The 19,657-nt window shown below is 51.2% G+C and carries 14 protein-coding genes; 5 read left to right on the top strand and 9 right to left on the bottom strand.

Annotated features, from left to right (window positions below; all coding sequences use genetic code 11):
• Positions 1 to 37 precede the first annotated feature (37 nt).
• Positions 38 to 1,315, top strand: coding sequence for a serine--tRNA ligase (serS, locus tag PGL01S_RS12005; protein ID WP_127494852.1), 1,278 nt, complete (start codon positions 38 to 40; stop codon positions 1,313 to 1,315).
• Positions 1,316 to 1,673: 358 nt separating this feature from the next.
• On the opposite strand, the gene PGL01S_RS12000 is transcribed toward serS, so the two are convergent.
• From PGL01S_RS12000 to PGL01S_RS11990, 3 genes are read right to left on the bottom strand one after another with little or no spacing between them, the layout of a single operon-like run.
• Positions 1,674 to 3,446 carry a PAS domain S-box protein gene (locus PGL01S_RS12000; protein ID WP_127494850.1) on the bottom strand — a complete coding sequence of 591 codons (1,773 nt, stop codon included), beginning with the start codon at positions 3,444 to 3,446 and terminating at the stop codon, positions 1,674 to 1,676.
• Positions 3,418 to 4,260 carry a CheR family methyltransferase gene (locus PGL01S_RS11995; protein WP_127494848.1) on the bottom strand — a complete coding sequence of 281 codons (843 nt, stop codon included), beginning with the start codon at positions 4,258 to 4,260 and terminating at the stop codon, positions 3,418 to 3,420. The genes PGL01S_RS12000 and PGL01S_RS11995 overlap by 29 nt, the downstream gene beginning before the upstream one ends.
• Positions 4,261 to 4,273: 13 nt before the next feature.
• Positions 4,274 to 6,949: an ATP-binding protein gene (locus PGL01S_RS11990; RefSeq protein WP_127494846.1), complete on the bottom strand. Its 2,676-nt coding sequence runs from the start codon at positions 6,947 to 6,949 to the stop codon at positions 4,274 to 4,276.
• A 238-nt stretch (positions 6,950 to 7,187) separates the two neighbouring features.
• Here PGL01S_RS11990 and PGL01S_RS11985 point away from each other — a divergent pair, with 238 nt between their 5' ends.
• Together PGL01S_RS11985 and PGL01S_RS11980 are read left to right on the top strand one after the other, a co-directional pair.
• On the top strand, positions 7,188 to 8,663 hold the full coding sequence (locus tag PGL01S_RS11985; RefSeq protein WP_127494844.1) for a circularly permuted type 2 ATP-grasp protein: 1,476 nt from the start codon (positions 7,188 to 7,190) through the stop codon (positions 8,661 to 8,663).
• A gap of 30 nt (positions 8,664 to 8,693) precedes the next feature.
• Positions 8,694 to 9,656 (top strand): alpha-E domain-containing protein, encoded by a 963-nt coding sequence (locus tag PGL01S_RS11980; protein WP_127494842.1) that lies wholly within the window; start codon positions 8,694 to 8,696, stop codon positions 9,654 to 9,656.
• Between the two features lie 63 nt (positions 9,657 to 9,719).
• Here the strand turns inward: PGL01S_RS11980 and PGL01S_RS11975 are convergent, their stop codons facing one another.
• A complete protein-coding gene (locus PGL01S_RS11975) occupies positions 9,720 to 11,042 on the bottom strand; it encodes an alpha-L-fucosidase (protein WP_127494840.1) in 1,323 nt (440 codons plus the stop codon).
• Between the two features lie 121 nt (positions 11,043 to 11,163).
• Here PGL01S_RS11975 and PGL01S_RS11970 point away from each other — a divergent pair, with 121 nt between their 5' ends.
• Together PGL01S_RS11970 and PGL01S_RS11965 are read left to right on the top strand one after the other, a co-directional pair.
• Entirely contained in the window at positions 11,164 to 12,009 is an 846-nt protein-coding gene (locus tag PGL01S_RS11970) for a helix-turn-helix transcriptional regulator (protein WP_127494838.1), read from the top strand.
• Between the two features lie 47 nt (positions 12,010 to 12,056).
• Positions 12,057 to 12,578, top strand: a complete 522-nt coding sequence (locus PGL01S_RS11965) for an SgcJ/EcaC family oxidoreductase (RefSeq protein ID WP_307719634.1) — start codon at positions 12,057 to 12,059, stop codon at positions 12,576 to 12,578.
• A 90-nt stretch (positions 12,579 to 12,668) separates the two neighbouring features.
• Here PGL01S_RS11965 and PGL01S_RS11960 read toward each other — a convergent pair whose 3' ends face one another.
• The 5 genes from PGL01S_RS11960 to xylB form a co-directional block, all read right to left on the bottom strand.
• Positions 12,669 to 14,303, bottom strand: coding sequence for an extracellular solute-binding protein (locus PGL01S_RS11960; RefSeq protein WP_127494836.1), 1,635 nt, complete (start codon positions 14,301 to 14,303; stop codon positions 12,669 to 12,671).
• A 118-nt stretch (positions 14,304 to 14,421) separates the two neighbouring features.
• Positions 14,422 to 15,306: a carbohydrate ABC transporter permease gene (locus tag PGL01S_RS11955; RefSeq protein WP_127494834.1), complete on the bottom strand. Its 885-nt coding sequence runs from the start codon at positions 15,304 to 15,306 to the stop codon at positions 14,422 to 14,424.
• A gap of 22 nt (positions 15,307 to 15,328) precedes the next feature.
• Positions 15,329 to 16,240, bottom strand: a complete 912-nt coding sequence (locus PGL01S_RS11950) for an ABC transporter permease (RefSeq protein ID WP_127494832.1) — start codon at positions 16,238 to 16,240, stop codon at positions 15,329 to 15,331.
• A gap of 25 nt (positions 16,241 to 16,265) precedes the next feature.
• The gene (locus PGL01S_RS11945; protein WP_244935569.1) at positions 16,266 to 18,131 is read right to left on the bottom strand and encodes a glycoside hydrolase family protein; all 1,866 of its coding nucleotides are present in this window, start codon (positions 18,129 to 18,131) and stop codon (positions 16,266 to 16,268) included.
• Positions 18,128 to 19,648, bottom strand: coding sequence for a xylulokinase (gene xylB / locus PGL01S_RS11940; protein ID WP_127494830.1), 1,521 nt, complete (start codon positions 19,646 to 19,648; stop codon positions 18,128 to 18,130). The genes PGL01S_RS11945 and xylB overlap by 4 nt, the downstream gene beginning before the upstream one ends.
• Between the last annotated feature and the right edge of the window lie 9 nt (positions 19,649 to 19,657).

Here is a 19,657-nt window from a genome sequence, read left to right as displayed (position 1 = left end):
GCTTTTTTGTATTCTTATTGAAGAGGAGCGAGTTGCCATGCTAGACATCAAGTGGATTAGAAACAACCAGGAAGAGGTTCAAACGGTCGCAGACCGGAAAGGGATCGCAATCTCCATTTCGCAGCTTGTGGAAGTGGATGATGCGCGGCGGAGACTGCAGCAGGACATTGAGGAGCTGCGTCAGGAACGGAATCAGACCATTCAAGAGATTAACCTATCCATTTATAGCAGCGAAGAGAAGGATGTGGAGCAGAAAAAGCTTCACATGAAAGAAATTAACCAACGCATCGCCAGCCTGGAGACAGAGCAGAGAGCCGTTCAAGCCGAGTACGCGGACCTTATGCAGGTTGTTCCGAATATCGTATCGCCGGACACGCCGATCGGAAAGTCGGATCAGGATAATGTGGAGGTAAGAAGAGTTGGCGAGCCGCCGGGCTTTGGCTTTGAAATCAAGGATCACGTAAAGCTTGGCGAGCTTCACCAAATGATTAACATCCCCCGCGGGGTCAAAACGGCCGGGAGCCGCAACTATTATTTAACCGGAGCCGGAGCTGCCCTGCACCGTGCCGTACAGCAGCTTGCGCTCGATTTGCTTATGGCCAGAGGCTTCACCTTGCTGGAGGTACCGCTGATGGTGCGCAAGGAAGCCCTGTTTAATACCGGCTTCTTCCCGCTTGGAGAGGAGCAGACCTACCGGATCGATGACGGCGACAAATACCTGGTTGGCACATCGGAGGTTCCCCTTATCTCGTTCTACGATAATGAAATCGTGGATGTCAGCAAGCCGATTCGACTGGCAGCCGCCTCGACCTGCTTCCGCAGCGAGGTAGGCTCGGCGGGCAAGGATGTGCATGGTTTATACCGGGTTCATCAGTTCTCGAAGGTCGAGCAAGTCATTATTTGCGAGGACAGCAAAGAGGCATCGGAGCGGATGCTGCAAGAGATTACGCAAAATGCGGAGGATCTTCTGCAGCAGCTTGAGCTTCCTTATCGCGTTATGGCGGTATGCACGGGAGATATGTCGCAAAAAACCTATAAGCAATTCGACATCGAGACCTGGATGCCAAGCCGCCAAGCTTACGGCGAGACCCATTCGTCGTCGAACCTGCTCGACTTCCAAGCGCGCCGCTCGAACATCCGCTACCGGGATGACCAAGGCAAGCTAAGATTTTGCCATACCCTTAATAACACGGCCGTCGCTTCGCCGCGGATCCTCATTCCTCTGCTGGAGACTCATCAGGAGGAGGATGGCTCGATCCGTATTCCGGAGGCATTGCGCAAGTACATGAACGGGATGAAGAAGCTTCAGCTGTAGGGGGAGGTCAAGCAGGCTGTTGGCTGTTGGCTGTTGGCTGCTGATATTTGCCTGTTTTGCTTTGAGCGACTAAATTATGCTGTACGGAATGCATGATATTTCGCCGATTTGAGCCTAGCCAGGCTAACTTTCTCTAATATCCTGCACTCCGTGCAGGATATTTCTTTTTACCGGGCTAATTCACCCTATTATGCTGCACTTTGTACAACGTTGGCGAATTGCTTCACTTCAAGCAACTAGTCATATAGCGTTCCCCGAGGATAACCGTTGACGATAACGCAGGCGGCGTGCTGCCGCACAAGCGCAAAAAGACCATACCCCTCTGCCACGCAGGAGGTATGGTCTTTTCCCCATAAGCTTACAAGTTAAAATGCACAAAAAACGTCGTGCCCTGCTCGCCGGTCTGCACCTTAATGACGGCGTCATGCCGGGCGGCAATGCCATAGCAGACAGATAAGCCAAGGCCAGTGCCGCTCGCTTTGGTGCTGAAGAACGGCGTTCCCAGCTTCGCAAGAAACTCTTCCTTAATGCCGCCGCCTTGGTCCTTGACCTCCATAACGACCTGCTTGCTGTCCGAGTAAGTCCTGATTTTCAAACGACCGCCCAAAGGCATCGCATCCAGACCGTTTAATACGAGATTAAGCACCAGCTGGCGAATCTCCTTCTCATCGAGCTGAATCGGCGGGCATTCTCCCAGATCGAGGGAAATATCATGATTGCCGGTTAACGCTTTCGACTGAATGAGCGGGTACAGCGTCTCGATTACCGTATTAATGTGCTTCGAGCTGCGTCTGGTTGGAGCCTGTGCGCCCACGGATAGAAACTCCGTCACAATATTATGCACCCGGTCCAGCTCTTCAATCATAATGTCGGTGTATTCCTTCGACGGATTGTTTCTCGACAGCTGAAGGAAGCCCCGGACGGTCGTCATCGGGTTGCGGATTTCATGCACGATACCCGCAGCCATCTCCCCTGTAATATTAAGCCGGTCGAGTCGGGTAATCTCCTTTTCCAAAAACACGCGTTCCGAAATATCCGTTACCACGCTGAGCAGGCAGTCCTCGCCATGAACCTGCATGACTTCGCTCGAAAGCAATCCATCCCGCAGGTCCCCCGTCTTCGTCATGTACCGAATCCGAATATTACGCGCCGGCTGCCATGGATCATGACGTTCAGCCCCCTTATCGTCCGAGTCTACAATATATTGAAGCATGTCCGCCGATTGATTAATGACTTCATTCCCTTCATAGCCCATCGCTTGCAGCAGGCTCTCGTTCACATTGATATAACGCTTATCCTTTAATGATCTCAAGGCGATTAAGCAAGGAGTCGTGTCAAAAATTTTGCGGAACCGCTCCTCCTCCATCATCTTGCGGTCGGTCACATCGCGGATCGAGCAGACGAAAAGCTGCTTCCCCACAATACTTGTCTTTCCGATCTGAACATCCACGGGGAAAGGGATCGTATCTTTGCGCAGCGCCGTTGTCTCGATTAATCTTGCGCCATGGTTCGTCTCGGCATGAAGGAAGGAGGACAGAGCCGGGACGATATCGTCGATTGGACGGCCCGTCAGCTTGTCCGGAGCATAACCAAACATTCTGGCTGCCGTGGGATTCAAGGTTTGCATAATGCCGGCTTCATCAACGGTGACAATGGTATCGTTCGAGGTTTCGCCAATGACCTTCAACAGTTCATTCTGCAGCTTGATATGCTCCTGGTATTGATACAGCTGAACGAAGGCTTCGATTTTCATTTTTAACGTTTCGGCATGGTAAGGCTTGAAAATATAATCGATCGCCCCCACCGAATAGCCATGCTTAACATGCTCGGCCGCCTGACTAATCGCCGTAATAAAGATAATGGGCACATGCTTCGAGCGTTCCCTCATCTTGATCAGGCTGGCTGTTTCGAAGCCGTTCATCCCTGGCATCTGGACATCAAGCAAAATAACGGCGAAGTCGGTCGTCAGCACATGCCGAAGCGCTTCCTCGCCGGAATGTGCGGAGTACAGCCTATAGTTCGGGGAAGCCAGAATCGCTTCAAGAGCAATCAAATTTTCCGGACGGTCGTCGACCATCAGAATATTCACCTTGGATACGGCGCTATTTAACTTTGCGGTAAAGTTTCTCATTTGCTTCCATCTCCTTGTAACAGTCTGTGAAGCTGGTAAAGGTTATGCTCTCCTTATGCCCCAGACCAAGGAAACCGGAAGGGGACAAGCTCTCGTAAAACAATTCATGCACTCGGTTCTGCAAATAAGAGTTAAAGTAAATCATGACATTGCGGCAAATAATGACATGGAATTCGTTAAAGGACTCGTCTACCGCCAGATTATGCTGGGCGAACGTAATCTTCTCCCCTAGAAAAGGACGGAATTCCGCGCGGCCGCTCGTAACCGATACGTATTCCTTGATCGATTTCCTGCCGCCTGACTGCGCGTAATTATGGGAATACGAGGCCAAGCGGTCGAGAGGAAAGGACCCCAGCTTGGCTTCCTCAATAACCGATTCGTTCATATCGGTCGCGTAAATTCTTGTCTTCTCCAGCAGTCCTTCCTCATGCAGCAGCATCGCCATGGAGTAGGCTTCTTCTCCGGTCGAACAGCCGGCATGCCAGATGCGGATGCGGGGATAATCCTTCAGCTGCGGAACTACCTTGTCCCGGAATGCCTTGAAGAAGCTGGGATCGCGGAACAGCTCGGTAACATTGATGGAAAAGTCATTCGCCAGCCGATTGAACGACTGCCGGTCATGCAGCACCTTTTCCTGCAGGCCGGAAATCGTCCTCAGACGTTCCGTCCGAATCCGATTCCATACTCTTCGGCGGATCGTCGGCATCACATAGTTCCGGAAATCGACCCCGTAATACCGATACAACGCCTCCAGCAGCAGTTCAATCTCGAGCTGCTCAAGTTCATCCATTGGTTCCTTCTCATTCGTACACATGACGCCTTACCACCTATCTGCTCAGCCAAGAATGGATGCGGGCAAACAGCTGCTCCAGCTTGACTGGCTTGCTCATGTAATCGGATGCGCCTGCTTCCAGGCATTTATCCTTATCGTCCTTCATCGCTTTGGCCGTTAAGGAAATAATCGGAAGATCGCCAAAGCCCGGCATTTGCCGCAGCGTGCGCATAGTCTCGTAGCCATCCATTTCAGGCAGCATAATATCCATCAGGATAAGATCCACGTCCGGATGTTCCTTCAACACTTTTAAGCACGAAAGTCCATTCTCGGCAAAAAGCACTTCTACTTGCTTGCTCTCAAGGGCGATGGTAGTGGCATAAATGTTCCTCATATCGTCGTCCACAATCAATACTTTTTTGCCTATCCAGACCGCATCGTCCAAGCCGGCGTCATCGCTTTCCGGCCCTCTAGCTCTTTCCGGCTCCATGAGCTCGGCGACGGCCGCGGCGGATTCCTGATGAACGACGGATGGGCCGCCCACGCTCTCGGACGCCTCTTCACTCGGAAGAGTCAACGTGAATACACTTCCTTTACCCGGCACGCTGGTTACATGAATGGTGCCGCCCAGCAGCTGCGCCATATTGATGCTGATCGAGAGACCAAGCCCCGTGCCGCCGTATTTCCGGTTGGTCGTTCCGTCCGCCTGCTGGAAAGCCTGAAAGATCAGCTCTTGCTTCTCCCTCGGGATGCCGATACCGGTATCGATGATAGAGAAGCCGATGCTTCCTTTTGCACGCGATTCCAACTGCGCATAGTGAATATGCAGCTTTACCTCGCCCCGTTCGGTAAATTTAAAAGCGTTCGAGAGCAGGTTTTTAATAATTTGCATTAACCGCTGCTCATCCGTGTATAGCGACTGCGGCAGATCAGCATCGACTACCGTCTTAAACGAAAGTCCCTTCTGATGGGCTACGGGAAGGAATTGCTGCTCGGCGAACTCGCTAATCTCATGAAGACAAACTTTGCTGTGCACGAGATCGATTTTGCCAGCTTCCACCTTCGCCAGATCGAGAATGTCGTTAATCAGCTGCAGCAGGTCATTGCCTGATTGATGAATGGTATGGGCGTACTTCACTTGATGATCGTTTAGGTTGCCTTCGGTATTGGTCGCCAGAATGTTGGACAAGATCAATAAACTGTTCAGCGGAGTCCGAAGCTCATGAGACATATTGGCCAGAAACTCGGATTTGTACTGCGAGCTGAGCGACAGCTGCCTGGCCTTCTCCTCCAGCTGGGTCTTCGTCTTCTCCAGCTCTTTTGTCTTCTGCTCGGAATTCTTGTTCTGTTCCTCCAGCTTCTCGTTAATGCCTCTCAGCTCTTCCGACTGGGTCTGCAGTTCTTCCGTCAGCACCTGCGATTCCGCCAGCAGCTGCTCGACCTGCATGCGTCCCTGCAGACTGCTAAGCACGCTTCCCAAGTGAGTGGATACCTGCTGCAGCAGCGATTGCTGGATTGGAGTAAAGGTGCCGAACGACGCCAGTTCCATGACGGCGATAACCTGCCCTTCGAACTGAATTGGCATAATGAGCAGGCTTGCAGGCGACGCCTTCCCTAATCCGGATGTGATTTGAATGTAATTGTCGGGTACATTGGTCAGCAGAATGGTGCGGCTCTCCAAGGCAGCTTGTCCGACAAGCCCTTCTCCGTTCCGGAAGAAATCTACACCGATAGCCGAATGCTGGTACGCATAAGATGCCAATCTATTCAGCTGGTGGCGCCGGCCCGTGCCGTCTTTCAGATAAAACACGCCATAGCTGGCATCAACCAGCGGGGTAATCGCCGTAATAAACAGCTGAGCCAGAGACTCCAGATTATTAACGCCTTGGAACCGGGTCGCCATATCGGCAACATTCGTCTCAAGCCAGCGCTGCTCCTGCTCCAGAATGGAGTACTTATTCAGCGTAATCGCCATTTCATTAAAGGACCGGGCGATATCTCCGATCTCGTCTTGGGAGCGAACTTCGATATGTGGGATATTTGAGGATGTTTTGGAATCATGATTAAATCCGGTAATAACGCTCGTAATTTTGAAGAGATTTCTCGTGATGCGGTGTGATAACAGGAGTCCGATAAGCAGAGTTAACAGAAAGGTAATAACCGTAAGAATAGCCGTCAAGGTGTTAACGAAATCAACCATGGAGGCGTTCTTTGTCCGGTCCTCTTCCAGCAGCTGCTGCTGGTATTTCACAAACTTTTGGGAGAGCGGCCCTAACTGCTCGCCTAACGGGAGAGTGGTTGTTTTGAAATAAGCCAAGGCGGCCGCCTTATCATGATTCTTCTCCAGGTTGGCCAGCAGCTCTTCAGAGCTTCTTACAAAAGAAGCATCGTTATTCGCCAGCTCCTGAAAGGATTCCTTCCCCTCCGGCCGGACGATTAGATCCTCCACCTCGCGGATAAGTCCGGTCATTGCGGTATTCGACGTCCGCAGCTCCTCCATAAACTCGGGGTCCTGCGTCAGCAGATAACCTCTTAAACTGTTGGTCTGCTGCACGGCCAAGTACTGAATCTCCGTTGCCTTATTCAGGACGGCTACCCGCTGGTCTATGAGATTATCGAAGGAATGATTCAGTTTGTCGTTGTAAATGTACGCGGTTATGTTCACCGCAGCCACAAAAAAAGCAACGGATAAGAAGCTGATCAGCAGCTTGCTTCGAATCGTAAACCTCATGCATGCACCTCACTTTTTATTTCCTATATCTTACTATCCCAGCAAAGAAGTGAATATAGCAAAAATTAGAAGTAAACATGCAAAATCAAATTGTCACAAAATAGACACATTTAAGCAAGGGGTTTCGACATACATCCAGTGACCCTCTGCTCTATACTTGCTGTGTTATCCAAATGTTAGTTAAAGTGACACTCTAATAGATGGACCAAGGAATAAAAACAATGGAGGGATATGAATCATGGCCATGCTAATGATGAAGGATAACATGAACCAGCTCTTCGCTGATTACGAGCATCCGGCTTTTTACGATGAGATGTTCGAGGGGCGGGGAAAAGGCAGGATTCACTATGGGACAATGCTGCAACGGCTGGCCAAAATGGGGCTGGAAGAGTTAAAGTCCCGCGACGCTTTGATGCAGGAGGAAATGGTTACGCAAGGAATTACCTTTACTTTATATAGCAACAATCCCGAGGATTCCTCCCGGGAAAGAACGATTCCTTTCGACCTGCTGCCGAGAATGATTACTTCCGAGGATTGGGCTCATCTAAGCCAAGGAATCCAGCAGAGGGTTAAAGCGTTAAACCTTTTTATATGGGATATCTATCATGAGCAGAGCATCCTGTCAGACGGGCTCATTCCAAGCGACATGATTCTGAACAACCCTTATTATGTGCCCGAGATGGTTGGCGTCGATGTTCCGGGCGGCGTGTACATTCCTTTATCCGGCATCGATATTATCCGCGGTAAATCCGGCGAGTATTACGTACTCGAAGATAACCTGAGAACACCGTCCGGCCTGTCTTATGTCTATAAGAACCGGGCTTTAATGACAAGCTTGTTCCCGGAATTATTTTTCGATTATCGGGTCCGCAGCATTGATCGCGGCATGAATGCCCTGCTTGGCAGTCTCCGCAGCCTGGCTCCCCATTCCAAGCCAGACCCTCTTGTTGTCCTGCTGACCCCCGGTATTTATAACTCCGCCTATTATGATCACTGCTTCCTGGCGCAGGAAATGGGGATCGGGCTGGTTCAAGGCAATGACCTGATCGTGAAGGACCGAATCGTATATATGAAAAGCCGCCAGGGACTGCGGCAAGTAGATGTCATTTACCGGCGTATCGATGACGAATTTCTCGATCCGCAAGTATTCCGCAAAGACTCCTTGCTTGGCGTACCGGGCCTAATGGACGCGTACCTTGCCGGCAATGTCGCGCTGGCCAATGCTCCGGGAACCGGAATTGCCGACGATAAAGCGGTATATGCCTTCGTGCCGGATATGATCCGCTATTACCTGAAGGAAGAGCCCATACTGAATAACGTGCCAACCTATATCCTGACACGGCCCCATGAAAGAGAATATGTCCTTTCCCGCCTCTCCGATATGGTTGTCAAAGAGCGGTCTTTGTCGGGCGGGTACGGCATGCTGATCGGCCCTACGGCTACGGAAGAAGAGATTAAAGCCTTCGCGGAGAAAATCGCCCGGCATCCGGAGCGCTATATCGCTCAGCCTACGATAAAGCTGTCCTGCTGCCCTTCGCTGACTGACGGCCGCGTTGCTCCCCGGCACATCGATTTGCGTGCCTTTACGTTTATGGGCTCCGATTCGTCTTATGTGGTGCCCGGAGGCTTGACCCGCGTTGCCCTTCAGGAAGGCTCTCTTGTCGTGAATTCCTCGCAGGGCGGCGGAACGAAGGATACATGGGTGCTTGGATAATAACACCAACTAATGATGAGGTGATTTGAGATGATAAACCGCTATGCGGAATTATTGTTCCTGATCGGACGCTGCCTGGAACGGGCCGACAATTATGCCCGGATCATCAATATTTACTACAGCATGCGCCATGAGCTGATGGAAACCGACGAGGGTTACGCCTGGGAACGGCTTGCTTCCGCCGTCGGCCATACCCATGAGCTGAGCACTCCGGCCAATGAGTGGGCTGTCCTTCATGATCTGACTTTTGACCGGACGAATCCGGACAGCATCTTCTCCAGCATACAGCAGGTTCGAAACCATATCCGCACTCTCCGCCCTTTGCTTCCGGGGGAGCTGTGGGATATCATAAACACCTTCTACTTATGGCTGAAGGAGCAGGACGTCAGCAAGCTGATGCTGCAATCTCCTTATCTGTTTTATAAACATATTAGCGAACAGCTGGCTCTATTTAACGGCACTGCCGATGCCGCGATGGTCCGGGGACAGCATTGGAACTTCATTCAGACCGGCAAATTTGTGGAGCGGATGAACGGCACGGTCCGGATCATTCAGGCCACCTACCGGAATATGAAGCAGGACGAGAAACTGCTGGATGAAGAGCTCCTCTATAACCGCTTCCTGGTTCTGCTGAAATCATGCGGCGGTTACGATGCCTTCCGCAAGTTTCATGCCCATCATGTACGATTGACGGAGGTAACCGAGTTTCTTCTGCTCAATGCCGAATTCCCCCGTTCGATCCGGTTCGGCATTAATTCGCTTGCCAGCTATATTGAGAGAAATCCGCTGCTGCATCATTCGATAAAGAATTTGTCCATTCAGACCAGCGACGTGTTGTCGAGCATCCGGGCGGGCAGGCAGCGCCACGGCGAGAACATTACGGAAGAAGTATTGCTCCTCCTTCAGCAATTGCAGCTTACCGTAAGCGATCTTGGCCTGTTATTCGCCGATATCTGCTATCAGGAGGAAGCGCCGGTTACGGTAGAGGTTTGAAAGGGCTGTCAATAAGGATGGAAAGGAAATAGGAGCAGCTGTGCGAACAGCCGCTCCTTTGTTCTATTCTTCGTCGATCAGCGTAAGCTCCACAACGGTATTCCGCTCATCCGGAAGCGGATAAGTAGCTGTCTCCGGTCTTGCGAAGTTGAAGAAGGCATCTTTCTCGAACAGATGGACATTCCAAGGACGAGTGACAAATACTTCGGAGCCGTCGGACAGCAGTCTTGCCTGCTTCACGCGACCGGCCAGACCCACGAGGCCGATTGGTCCGATACTTTCCTCGAGCAAATGCGCGTATAGCTTATCTCCCTTGCGCGTGTACCTGCCCCACTCCGGCTTAGGAAGACCGGCTTCCACGCAGCCGTAAATGCTGTCGCCGTTTTTGCCGAGCCATTCGCCTACTTCCTCCAAAATGTCCAATGACTCGCGTGGAATCTCGCCCTTGGCATTAGGCCCTACATTGAGAAGCAGGTTGCCGTTCTTGCTGACGCACTCAACCAGCTTGCGGATAACCGTCTTGGCTGACTTGTACGTATGGTCGGCCGCGCTGTAGCCCCAGTTATTATTCAAAGTAATGCAGGCTTCCCACGGAATGGAGTTGCCTTCGTTATCGGTAACGCCGCTTGGCGGAATGATCTGCTCCGGAGAGGCAAAGTCTCCCGCATACAGGTTCGGATTATTCGTATAGATCGATCCGCCCCCTTCTCCTCCCGCATCCAGACGGTTGTCGACAATGATATGCGGCTGAATGGAACGGATCATCTCCATCAGCTCGGTTGCGCGCCAAGCTTCACCCTTCATCTCGTCATAGGAGAAATCGAACCACATAATATCCAGCTTGCCATAACCGGTAAGCAGCTCGCGCACCTGGCCGTGCATATAGTCGAGATAGCTCGCGAACCGTTCCGGATCACGCTTATATTCCTCATTGTCGCGCATCGGATGATGACGGTCGCCATATGCCGGATAATCCGGATGATGCCAGTCCAGCAGCGAGTAGTATAGTCCTACCTTAAGCCCTTCCGCGCGGAAAGCGTCCAGGAACTCTCTGACCAGATCTCTTCCGCATGCCGTATTGGTAGACTTATACTCGGTCAGCTGGCTGTCGAACAGGCAGAAGCCGTCATGATGCTTGGCCGTCAGTACCGCGTATTTCATCCCCGCCGCTTTGGCCGCTTTGGCCCACTCTTTCGGATCGTAACGCTCGGGATTAAACTCGTCGAAGTAGACTTGATAATCCTCGACGCTGATCCGTTCCCCGTTCCTTATCCACTCCCCGCGCGCAGGGATCGCATATAATCCCCAATGAATAAACATGCCGAACCGGTCCTGCAGGAACCACTTGGTCCGTTTCGTACGCTGCTCAATAATGGATTGACTCATACCACTGATCGCCTCCAAAAGCTTAGGTTATACCCTTAGTCTAGCGGTCATTTGTGATATGATATAGGCAGCAAATTAGCTTGTATGGGGATTAGATTAACCTAATTCGAGGTGTCGCTTCATGTCGCTCAATCCTAACCACGAGTTTCTTAATGAAATGCTTCAGCAGCTGCAGGTTCATCTCGAGGAAGCTTATTACACGCAATGCTCGCCGCAATGGCGCGAGCTCGATTATATCCCGTCCTACAATAAATTTTATCTGATCTGCGAAGGCGAAGGCTGGCTGAGGATCGGCGACGAGGAATACCGCCCCGTTCCCGGACAGCTCGTCCATATGCCCGCACACGTTCTGCAATCCTACTCCGCCGTCAGTGACCGTCCTTATTCAAAATATTGGTGCCACTTCACCGCGACGATGGGCGAAATGGATCTGTTTCAGTGGCTGGAGATTCCTCCTATCCTCGACATCTCTCCCAACTGTATGGATAGCTTAATGAAGCTGTTCCGGGAGCTGGTAGAGCTGTATCAGAATCGCTCTTACCTGGCGAGAATACGGGAAAAAGCCATTCTGCTCGAAATTATCGCCTTGTTTCTCTCGCAGTCCGATACGCATCTGAAATTCGTGCCGGGCCGGCTTGGCGAAATCGAGAGGCTGAAGCAGATAGAAGCTTTTATCGAATCCCATCTATCCGAGGCTCTGACGCTGGAGCAGCTTGCTAAGCATGTCCATCTTCACCCCAACTATCTCGTCCGCTATTTCAACAAGCATTTCGCGGTCTCGCCGCTCAAATACTTGAACCGCAAACGGATGCAGAAGGCTAAATCCCTGCTCGGCACAACGGACCTTGCGATTAAGGAAATTGCCGAGCTTGTCGGCTTCCCCGATACGAACCATTTCGCCAAAGCATTCCGCAAGGAAGCCAGCTGCTCCCCGACGGAATACCGTCTGCGCGCAGAGCGCAGCTAATCAGGCCAGCTCCTGTTACGACCAAAGTCTGAGGCGGCTTCCTTCCCATGGGCGATTATCTGGCTGCAGGATTATTTTATAATCAGTGCAAAGAGAAAGGTCTGGAAGGGAAGGATGGATGCAAGATGCCGGGTCAACAAGAGGATATTCAAGCCATTCATAATGTATTTCGGGCTCTGTACCGGGCATGGGATCAGGGCGACGGGAAAGCCTATAGCGAGTTTTTCACGCCGGATGCCGACTATGTCACCTTCTTCGGTGAGCATCTGAAGGGACGCAGCGAGATTGACAGCGCTCATCAGGCTTTATGGGACGGTCCGCTGCGCGGATCGAAGATGATTGCGGATTTGCGGGAAATGAAGCTGCGTTTCATTTCTCCGGATATGGCTATTGCCCATGCAACCGGAGCCGTTATGATGAGGTGGCAGAAGAAAGCGCCGGCGAGCCGCGACTCCATTAACACCAACGTGCTGGTAAGACAAAACGGTGAATGGAAGATCGCTGCCTTCCATAACTGCCGCATCAAAAAGCTGAATGGGCTCATCCGGCTTTTATTCCATTTGAAGTAGCGTGCGAAAAAAAAAGGAACCAGCTGACGGCATCGCCGCAGATGGTTCCTTTTTCCTTGGAATAATGGCTGTCGAATTTAGATGTCTGCCTTATTGATTCTTAAGATATCGGGTGTAGGCTTCTTGCACATAACCGATTAATTCATACCAGCCTGCTTTATCGAGATCCTTCAGATATTTATCCCATTCCTGGTCAATGCCGCCGTCCGTTATCCACTTGCGACGATTATTGTCCATCAGTTGATAGACTTGAGCGGAGAGCAGCGCCATTTTATCCGCTACTTCCGGCTCGTAGAAAATGGTGTGCGGAATATAAGGATCGTTCAGATGCTTGTCTATGAAACCAACGGCCTTCATGTCATCCAATAGACGCTTGGCGTCCTGCGGATATTCCACCACGGTATCATAGTAATCCGTCAATACGGCGACAGGCGAACCCCCGCCAATCGTATTCCGGCTGCGCATTTCGCTATACGTCTTCAATCCGTCCTTTAAATCGTCAAACACCATAACTCCCGCGTCATTCTTCTTGTACTGATAGCCAAGCGGACCCCAGTTGGTCTGAACCGACCAGCTCGGATCGTACAGGCCGTCCGCCCATTTGAGAATTCTCTCCGGATTTTTCGCTGCCTTGGTCAGAACGAAGGCTACCGGATTATGCATCTCGACAAGGTTCTCGCGCGTTCCGAATTCTCCGCCCGGACCTGTCAGATAAGGTACGGCTACATAATCCTTGGCACGTTCCTTATCTACCATATCGCTGATCGAGAAGGTCAATACACTGCCGACGATGACATCCGGATTACGCAATTTGGCTTGCAGCTTCGGACTGTCCGTAATCAGATACTCCTCGTCAATCAAGCCGTCCTTGTACATGTCGTGCAAGTATTTAATACCGGTCTTGTAGGCCTCCGTAGTGGAGGTACTGAACACTTTACCGTTCTCATCCACGCCAAGGCTGTCGTTGCGGTCTGCTTGGCCCCATAGCCCAAAGAACTGGCCGAAGTCGTTGGCGTTGCGCCAATGTCCAATGCCTGAGGTTACATCCTTGTTGGCCAGCGCCAGTCCGATTTCATCCTTCTTGCCGTTGCCGTTCATGTCCGATTCCACGAACTTCTTAAGCGTATCGCGGTATTCGTCGATTGTCTTGGGAATCGGCAGCCCGAGCTTATCCAGCCAAGGCTTGTAAATATGCAGGATGCCCTGGTTGCTAATTAGGCCGAACATCTCCTCAATGTAAGGCAGTCCATATATGTGGCCGTCCGGCGCGGTTATTAACGACTTGTATTCCGGCCGCTTCTCCAATACCTTGGAAAAATTCGGCATATCTTTAATGTAATCCTCGATCGGCAGGAAGATGCCCTGATCCACATTCTTCATGATCATGCTGGTGTTCAGCGATTGCATGAACGCCTCAGGCAGATCTCCGGTGGACAGCATTAAGTTTATTTTCTCTGAGGAGGACTCTTGCGGTATTTCCTGCCAATCAATATCGATGCCCGATACTTTTGTGTAGTTTTTGTACCAGATCATATCTTTTGCAGGAAGATTTTGCGGGCTTTTAGGACGAACGATGCGGATGGGAGCTTCAGAATTGCCCTTTGCATTCGCAGATTCCGCTGCCTTGTTATTAGCCGAAGATTCATTGTTGCTGCCTGACGAACAACCCGCCATAATCCCCGGCAGCATAATGGCCGTGCATAGAATAGCGACTATCTTCTTCATTGTTTCTCTTCTCCCCTTCACTTGAATTAAGTTGACTCCCCGATTGCAATGGATGACCAAGACTTAAAAGCGCGCATTCACCTCCTTGCCCGAGTATGGAATAGGGACAAACACGCCATTAGCCTTTAATGGAACCGATCATGACCCCTTGCGTGAAATACTTTTGCAGGAACGGATATACGGTAAGCAAAGGAAGACATGATGCTACGATAACGCCATACTTCAGCTGCTCTGCAATACGCTGGCGTTCGGCCATGGACATTGCGTCCGACAGCATCTCGTTTCCAACCTCGTTCGTAATCAGTAGGTTCCGCAAAATAACCTGCAGCGGGAATTTATCATCGCTTGTGATGTAGATCAGCGGCTCGAAGAACGAGTTCCAATGCCCGATGCCATAGAATAGAGCCATGACCGCCACGATGACTTTTGATAAAGGCAGAACAATGGACAAGAAGAACTTGAAATCCGAGCAGCCATCCATAACGGCAGCTTCCAGCAGTTCATCCGGAATGGTGCTCTGGAAGAAGGTGCGCGTAATGATAATGTTCCACACGGACGCGGCAGCAGGCAGAATCAATGCCCACATGGTGTCCATAATCCCAAGCTTATTTATGAGAAGGTAGCTCGGAATGAGTCCTCCGCTAAAGAACATCGTAAAGATGAACAGCAGCATGATTGGCTTCCGACCAACCAAATCTTTTCTCGAGAGCGCATAAGCGCCGGTAAGGGTGAAGACCAAATTAACCAGGGTGCCGCACAAGGTATAAATAATGGAATTTAGATAACCGGTCCAAAGCGGCTTGTAGTCGAAAATCTTCGCGTAACCTTCCGTATACAAACGTTCCGGCAGGAACAGAATTCCTCCGCGATTGACGATGTTGGGATCCGAGAATGACGCAACAACGATGAAGTAGAGCGGATAAAGGATACACAGCGTAATCGCTGCCATAAGCGTGTAGTTGAATACGGTGAAAATTTTGTCGCCCAGGGACAAGGATTTCATTTGTCTTGATTCCTCCATTCAGCTACCATAAGCTGTTTCCGGACATTTTTCTGGATGCGTAATTTGTAAAGATAAGAAGCGTAAAGTTAATTACCGAATTAAATAGGCCAATCGCCGTAGCAAAGCTGTACTGCGCATTAAGCAAGCCAACCTTGTATACATAAGTGGAAATGATCTCCGACACCGGCAGGTTCATGCCTTGCTGCATCAGGAAAGCCTTCTCCCAGCCTACGGACATGATGCTGCCGATGCCGAGAATGAAGAGAATCGTGATCGTCGGAAGAATGGACGGCAGATCGACATTCCAGATCCGCCTCAGCTTCATTGCGCCGTCAACCGTGGCCGCTTCATGCAGCTCCGGGTTGACGCCGCTTAACGCCGCAAGATAAATAATGGCGCTGAAGCCCATTGTCTGCCAGATGCCCGAGGAGATATAGACCGTGCGGAACCATTCTTCCCTCGCCATGAAGTTGACGGCTTCGCCGCCAAACAACGTTATGAAATTGTTGATAATCCCCGTGCTGGGAGCTAAGAATACGTTCAGCATGGACACGAGGACGACGGTAGAGATAAAATACGGTGCATAAGTAACCGTTTGCACAAATCGCTGCGCAAGCCGGTTTCGAATCTGATTCAGCAGCAGGGCGAACAGGATGGGAATGGGAAATCCGATTAACAGCGAAAACGCGCTTAGCTTAACCGTGTTCGTTACGATCTGCTCGAAGACAAAAGAATCAAAAAAGGCTTCGAAGTGCTTCATCCCAACCCAAGGGCTCCCGATAATGCCCATGCTGGATTTAAAATCTTTAAAAGCGATGATAATGCCGTACATGGGGACGTAATGGAACAACAAGATGTACAAGACGGACGGAAGGAGCAGCACGTAAAGCTGCCATCTCCTCCGCATATTAGCCAGCATCCCATTGCTGTGCATGGTGCATTCCTCCTTGTTACCTGCTCTAAACCGATCGAATCGTGATGTTATGGAAGCTTACCGTTCCGAATTGGGCAAAGAATCGCAGATAAGCATGTTCTCTGTTAATACGGCTGATGAAGGTTCGTTTACCGTTTACGCAAATGTCGATGAAACCTTCCTTTACGGTCGCCTCAACATGGACGCGGCCTTCTAATTCCTTCACGTGATAGATGGACGAAACCTCATCCTCCTGGAAGCCTACGCAGACCGTATCATGAACGCCAAGCTTGCGATTGGAAGGCTCAAACCGGATATCGCTGCCTTGTTTGAAATGGGAATCCCCCGCTACGGAAAACCCGTAGAACATCGTAGGGTGCTCGGGAACGGCCTCGAAGGTCAGCTCATAGTCGCCCTCCACCTTTCCGAGCAGCTGCTCGGAAAACCCGTTTAAGTTGGATAAGGAAACGAGTTCTTCTTGCCGTGTCACAACCTGGCTTGTTAAACCGGCAAACTCGGCAGGCAGCTTCAGTCCAAGCGATCCATCCTCTTCCTGAACAAGCTCCCGGATGATCAACTCGCCGCCGTATCGTCCCGGTCCGGACAAGAAGCCCGTAACCATTCTTCTTCCTCCAGGGAAGGCGGCCGTCTTCGGTACACGCAATTGAACGCTGTCAATCGTATCCATCGCCGGACGCAGCCAAGGTCCAAACGGCTCTTTGGAATACCGGTAGCGGGCGAGACCGTCATTGCTGAAGATCAGGTAATATAAGCCGTTCCATTCAAAATAATCCGAGCACTCCGGCTCACCGTGGTAACCCGGCACGATAAACGGTTCTTCCTCCTGCCAATTCCGCAGATCGCTTGATACAAGATGGGCGAGGCATCCCTCATGCTTGACGCCGTCTACTAAGCTTGTCGTAACCAGCATGTGATACACGCCCTGTTCGTCCTTGAATACATGAGGATCACGGACGGAGGATAGCAAATACCGGTTAGAGATGTTTATGTAAGCCTCGGTCTTGGTAAAGGAAATGCCGTCGTTACTAACCGCATAGGTCAATTGGGCCGGTGAGCCGTCCACTGCCCGAACGGCGTAAAAGGCATAATAAACGTCGTTCTCCTTCAGAACGGAACCTGTGCAAATGGACCCTTCCCATTCCTCTGTCACGGCAACAGCCATAGGGTGATGCGTCCAGTCTTTCAGATCCTTGGTCGACATATGCGCCCATTGATGCGCGCCCAAGCTCCATTTGCTCGCATGACCCCGACGATCGAACAGGTAGTAGACATGGAACGTTTCCCCGTCGAAATAAGGCATGCAATCGCCAACCCCGGTATTGAATCCCCTTGGCTTCCAGTACTGGATGGATTCCGGCTCCGTTCCCAGGTACAGCGTCTCCCGGCTTTCCAGACCTGGCTTATCTTGAATAAGGCTGCCGCGCTCTTCTTCCGTCAAGGCGTAAGCCCAGATTGTCGCCTTAAGCGTCCCATCAAAGCACTGTGCTGCTGCATTCTCCAATTGAACGGAGCCCATCGGCCAGTCCTCGTCAATCAGAACGCCGTCTACGAACAACTCGACGATGTGTCCGCCATAGCGCAGCAGGAGATCATGCTCGCCCGCGCCAATCGCTTGCCATGGAACGGATAACGTCAGCGGTTTGTCTTTGGCATCCGTATGGAAGTCAACAACCAGGAATAACCCTTTGCCTTCCGCCTGTTCTTCGGAATAGAAGCGAATCGCGGCGGCTTGTGCATCGCCTTGAATGCGGAGCAGCTCCTCGCTTTTGTCTCCTCCCCTCACAGATGCTCCAATTGTCAGTGCTTTGAGATTTCCCAGGCTCAAGGATTGCTCAGCCTGTTTATTCTTAAGCTCGATAAAGTTGCCGCCACCAGTAGCGTTCATCATCATTTTGACACTCCATTCACATTAGTATTGTTATTCAGCATGGGAAAGAGCTCCCGGTTAATCTCGTAAAGCTTGCTATAGACGGTATAGTATCGGTCATAAATCGCCTGGTTCATAGGGTCTGGGCGCACGGGACTTTCGTGCAGCTTAACGACGGTTTGGCAAGCCTGCTCAACGGAATCATACAGCTTCGCGCCAACTCCGGCCATGATTGCCGCACCCACGCATGCCTGTTCCTCTGTCATGCTTACATAAACATCCTGATGCAAAATATCGGCAAGAATCTGGCTCCATAACAGGCTCTTCGCACCGCCCCCGGAGATGATGATTCTCTCAAGCTCAACCCCGAGCGAACGAATAATCTCCACGCCGTCGCGAAGCGAATAACATACCCCTTCAAGCACCGCTCTTATCAGATGCGCGTCCTTGTGTTCCAATTTGAGCCCGAAGAACATCCCGCTTGCTTGCGGATCCATATGGGGAGTTCGATCACCAGTCAGATAGGGCAGGAACAGCAGCCCCTCGCTTCCCGCGGGAACTTCTTTAGCCATCCGGTCAAGTGCCTTGTAATCCTGCTTGTTCAAAACCTGGGAAGCCAGCCACTTCAACGACAATCCCGCGCTCATCGTCGCCCCCATCAGATACCACCGGTTTGGAACCGCGTGAACATAAGTATGCGTCCTAAGCTTCCTATCATAGGCCGGCTGATCAATAGCCGTAAACAGCTGCCCTCCGGTTCCGATCGTAACGGAAAGGTTGCCAGGTTTAATAATACCGTTTCCAACCGCTTGCATGGCTTGATCCGCCCCACCGTATACAACGGGAGTCCCCGCAATGAAATCGCTTTCGGATTCGGCCGCTCTTGTAACGTATCCCGCTATCTCCCATGGATTACCGATCTTCGGAAACATACTGCTATCCAGTCCCGCTAATGCGATCAATGGATCCGACCATCGAAGGGATGCCGTATCATAAGCCGACGTGCCGGAGGCATCCGTCGTGTCCGTGCCGATTTCACCGGTCAACCGGTAACGGACATAATCCTTAGGCAGCATAACCCGGTCTATACGGCTATAGATTTGGGGTTCATTTTCTTTGATCCACATCAACGAGAGGATAAGAAATCCGGTCGACACGGAGTTCTGAATCATATGTCCTAGCTGTTCCGTCGTAAGTCCGGATTCCAATATGGCCTTCTGAGGGATTGACCGCTGATCGCACCATATAATGGATGGCCGAAGCACCTGACCATCTTTATCTAGCGCCACCAACCCGTGCATTTGACCGGAAAACCCAATTCCCGCTAACGCCCCTCCGTCTATGCCAGCTCCCGCCATTGCTTGAGCGCTTGTCTTCTTAACCAACTCCCACCATTCATCCGGATTCTGTTCGGCGTACCCTGAGACAGGAATATTGATGTCATACTCCATCTGCGCAAATCCGAGTACCTTGCCTGAAGGATCCATGATCATGGATTTCACGCTTGAGGTTCCGATATCAATCCCCATCAGTAACGACATGCTGCGGCC

The organism is Paenibacillus glycanilyticus NBRC 16618 (genome assembly GCF_004000805.1).
GTDB classification, from domain to species: domain Bacteria; phylum Bacillota; class Bacilli; order Paenibacillales; family Paenibacillaceae; genus Pristimantibacillus; species Pristimantibacillus glycanilyticus.
Note: the sequence above shows the minus strand (reverse complement) of the source record. Positions and strands in the feature narration are given on the sequence as shown.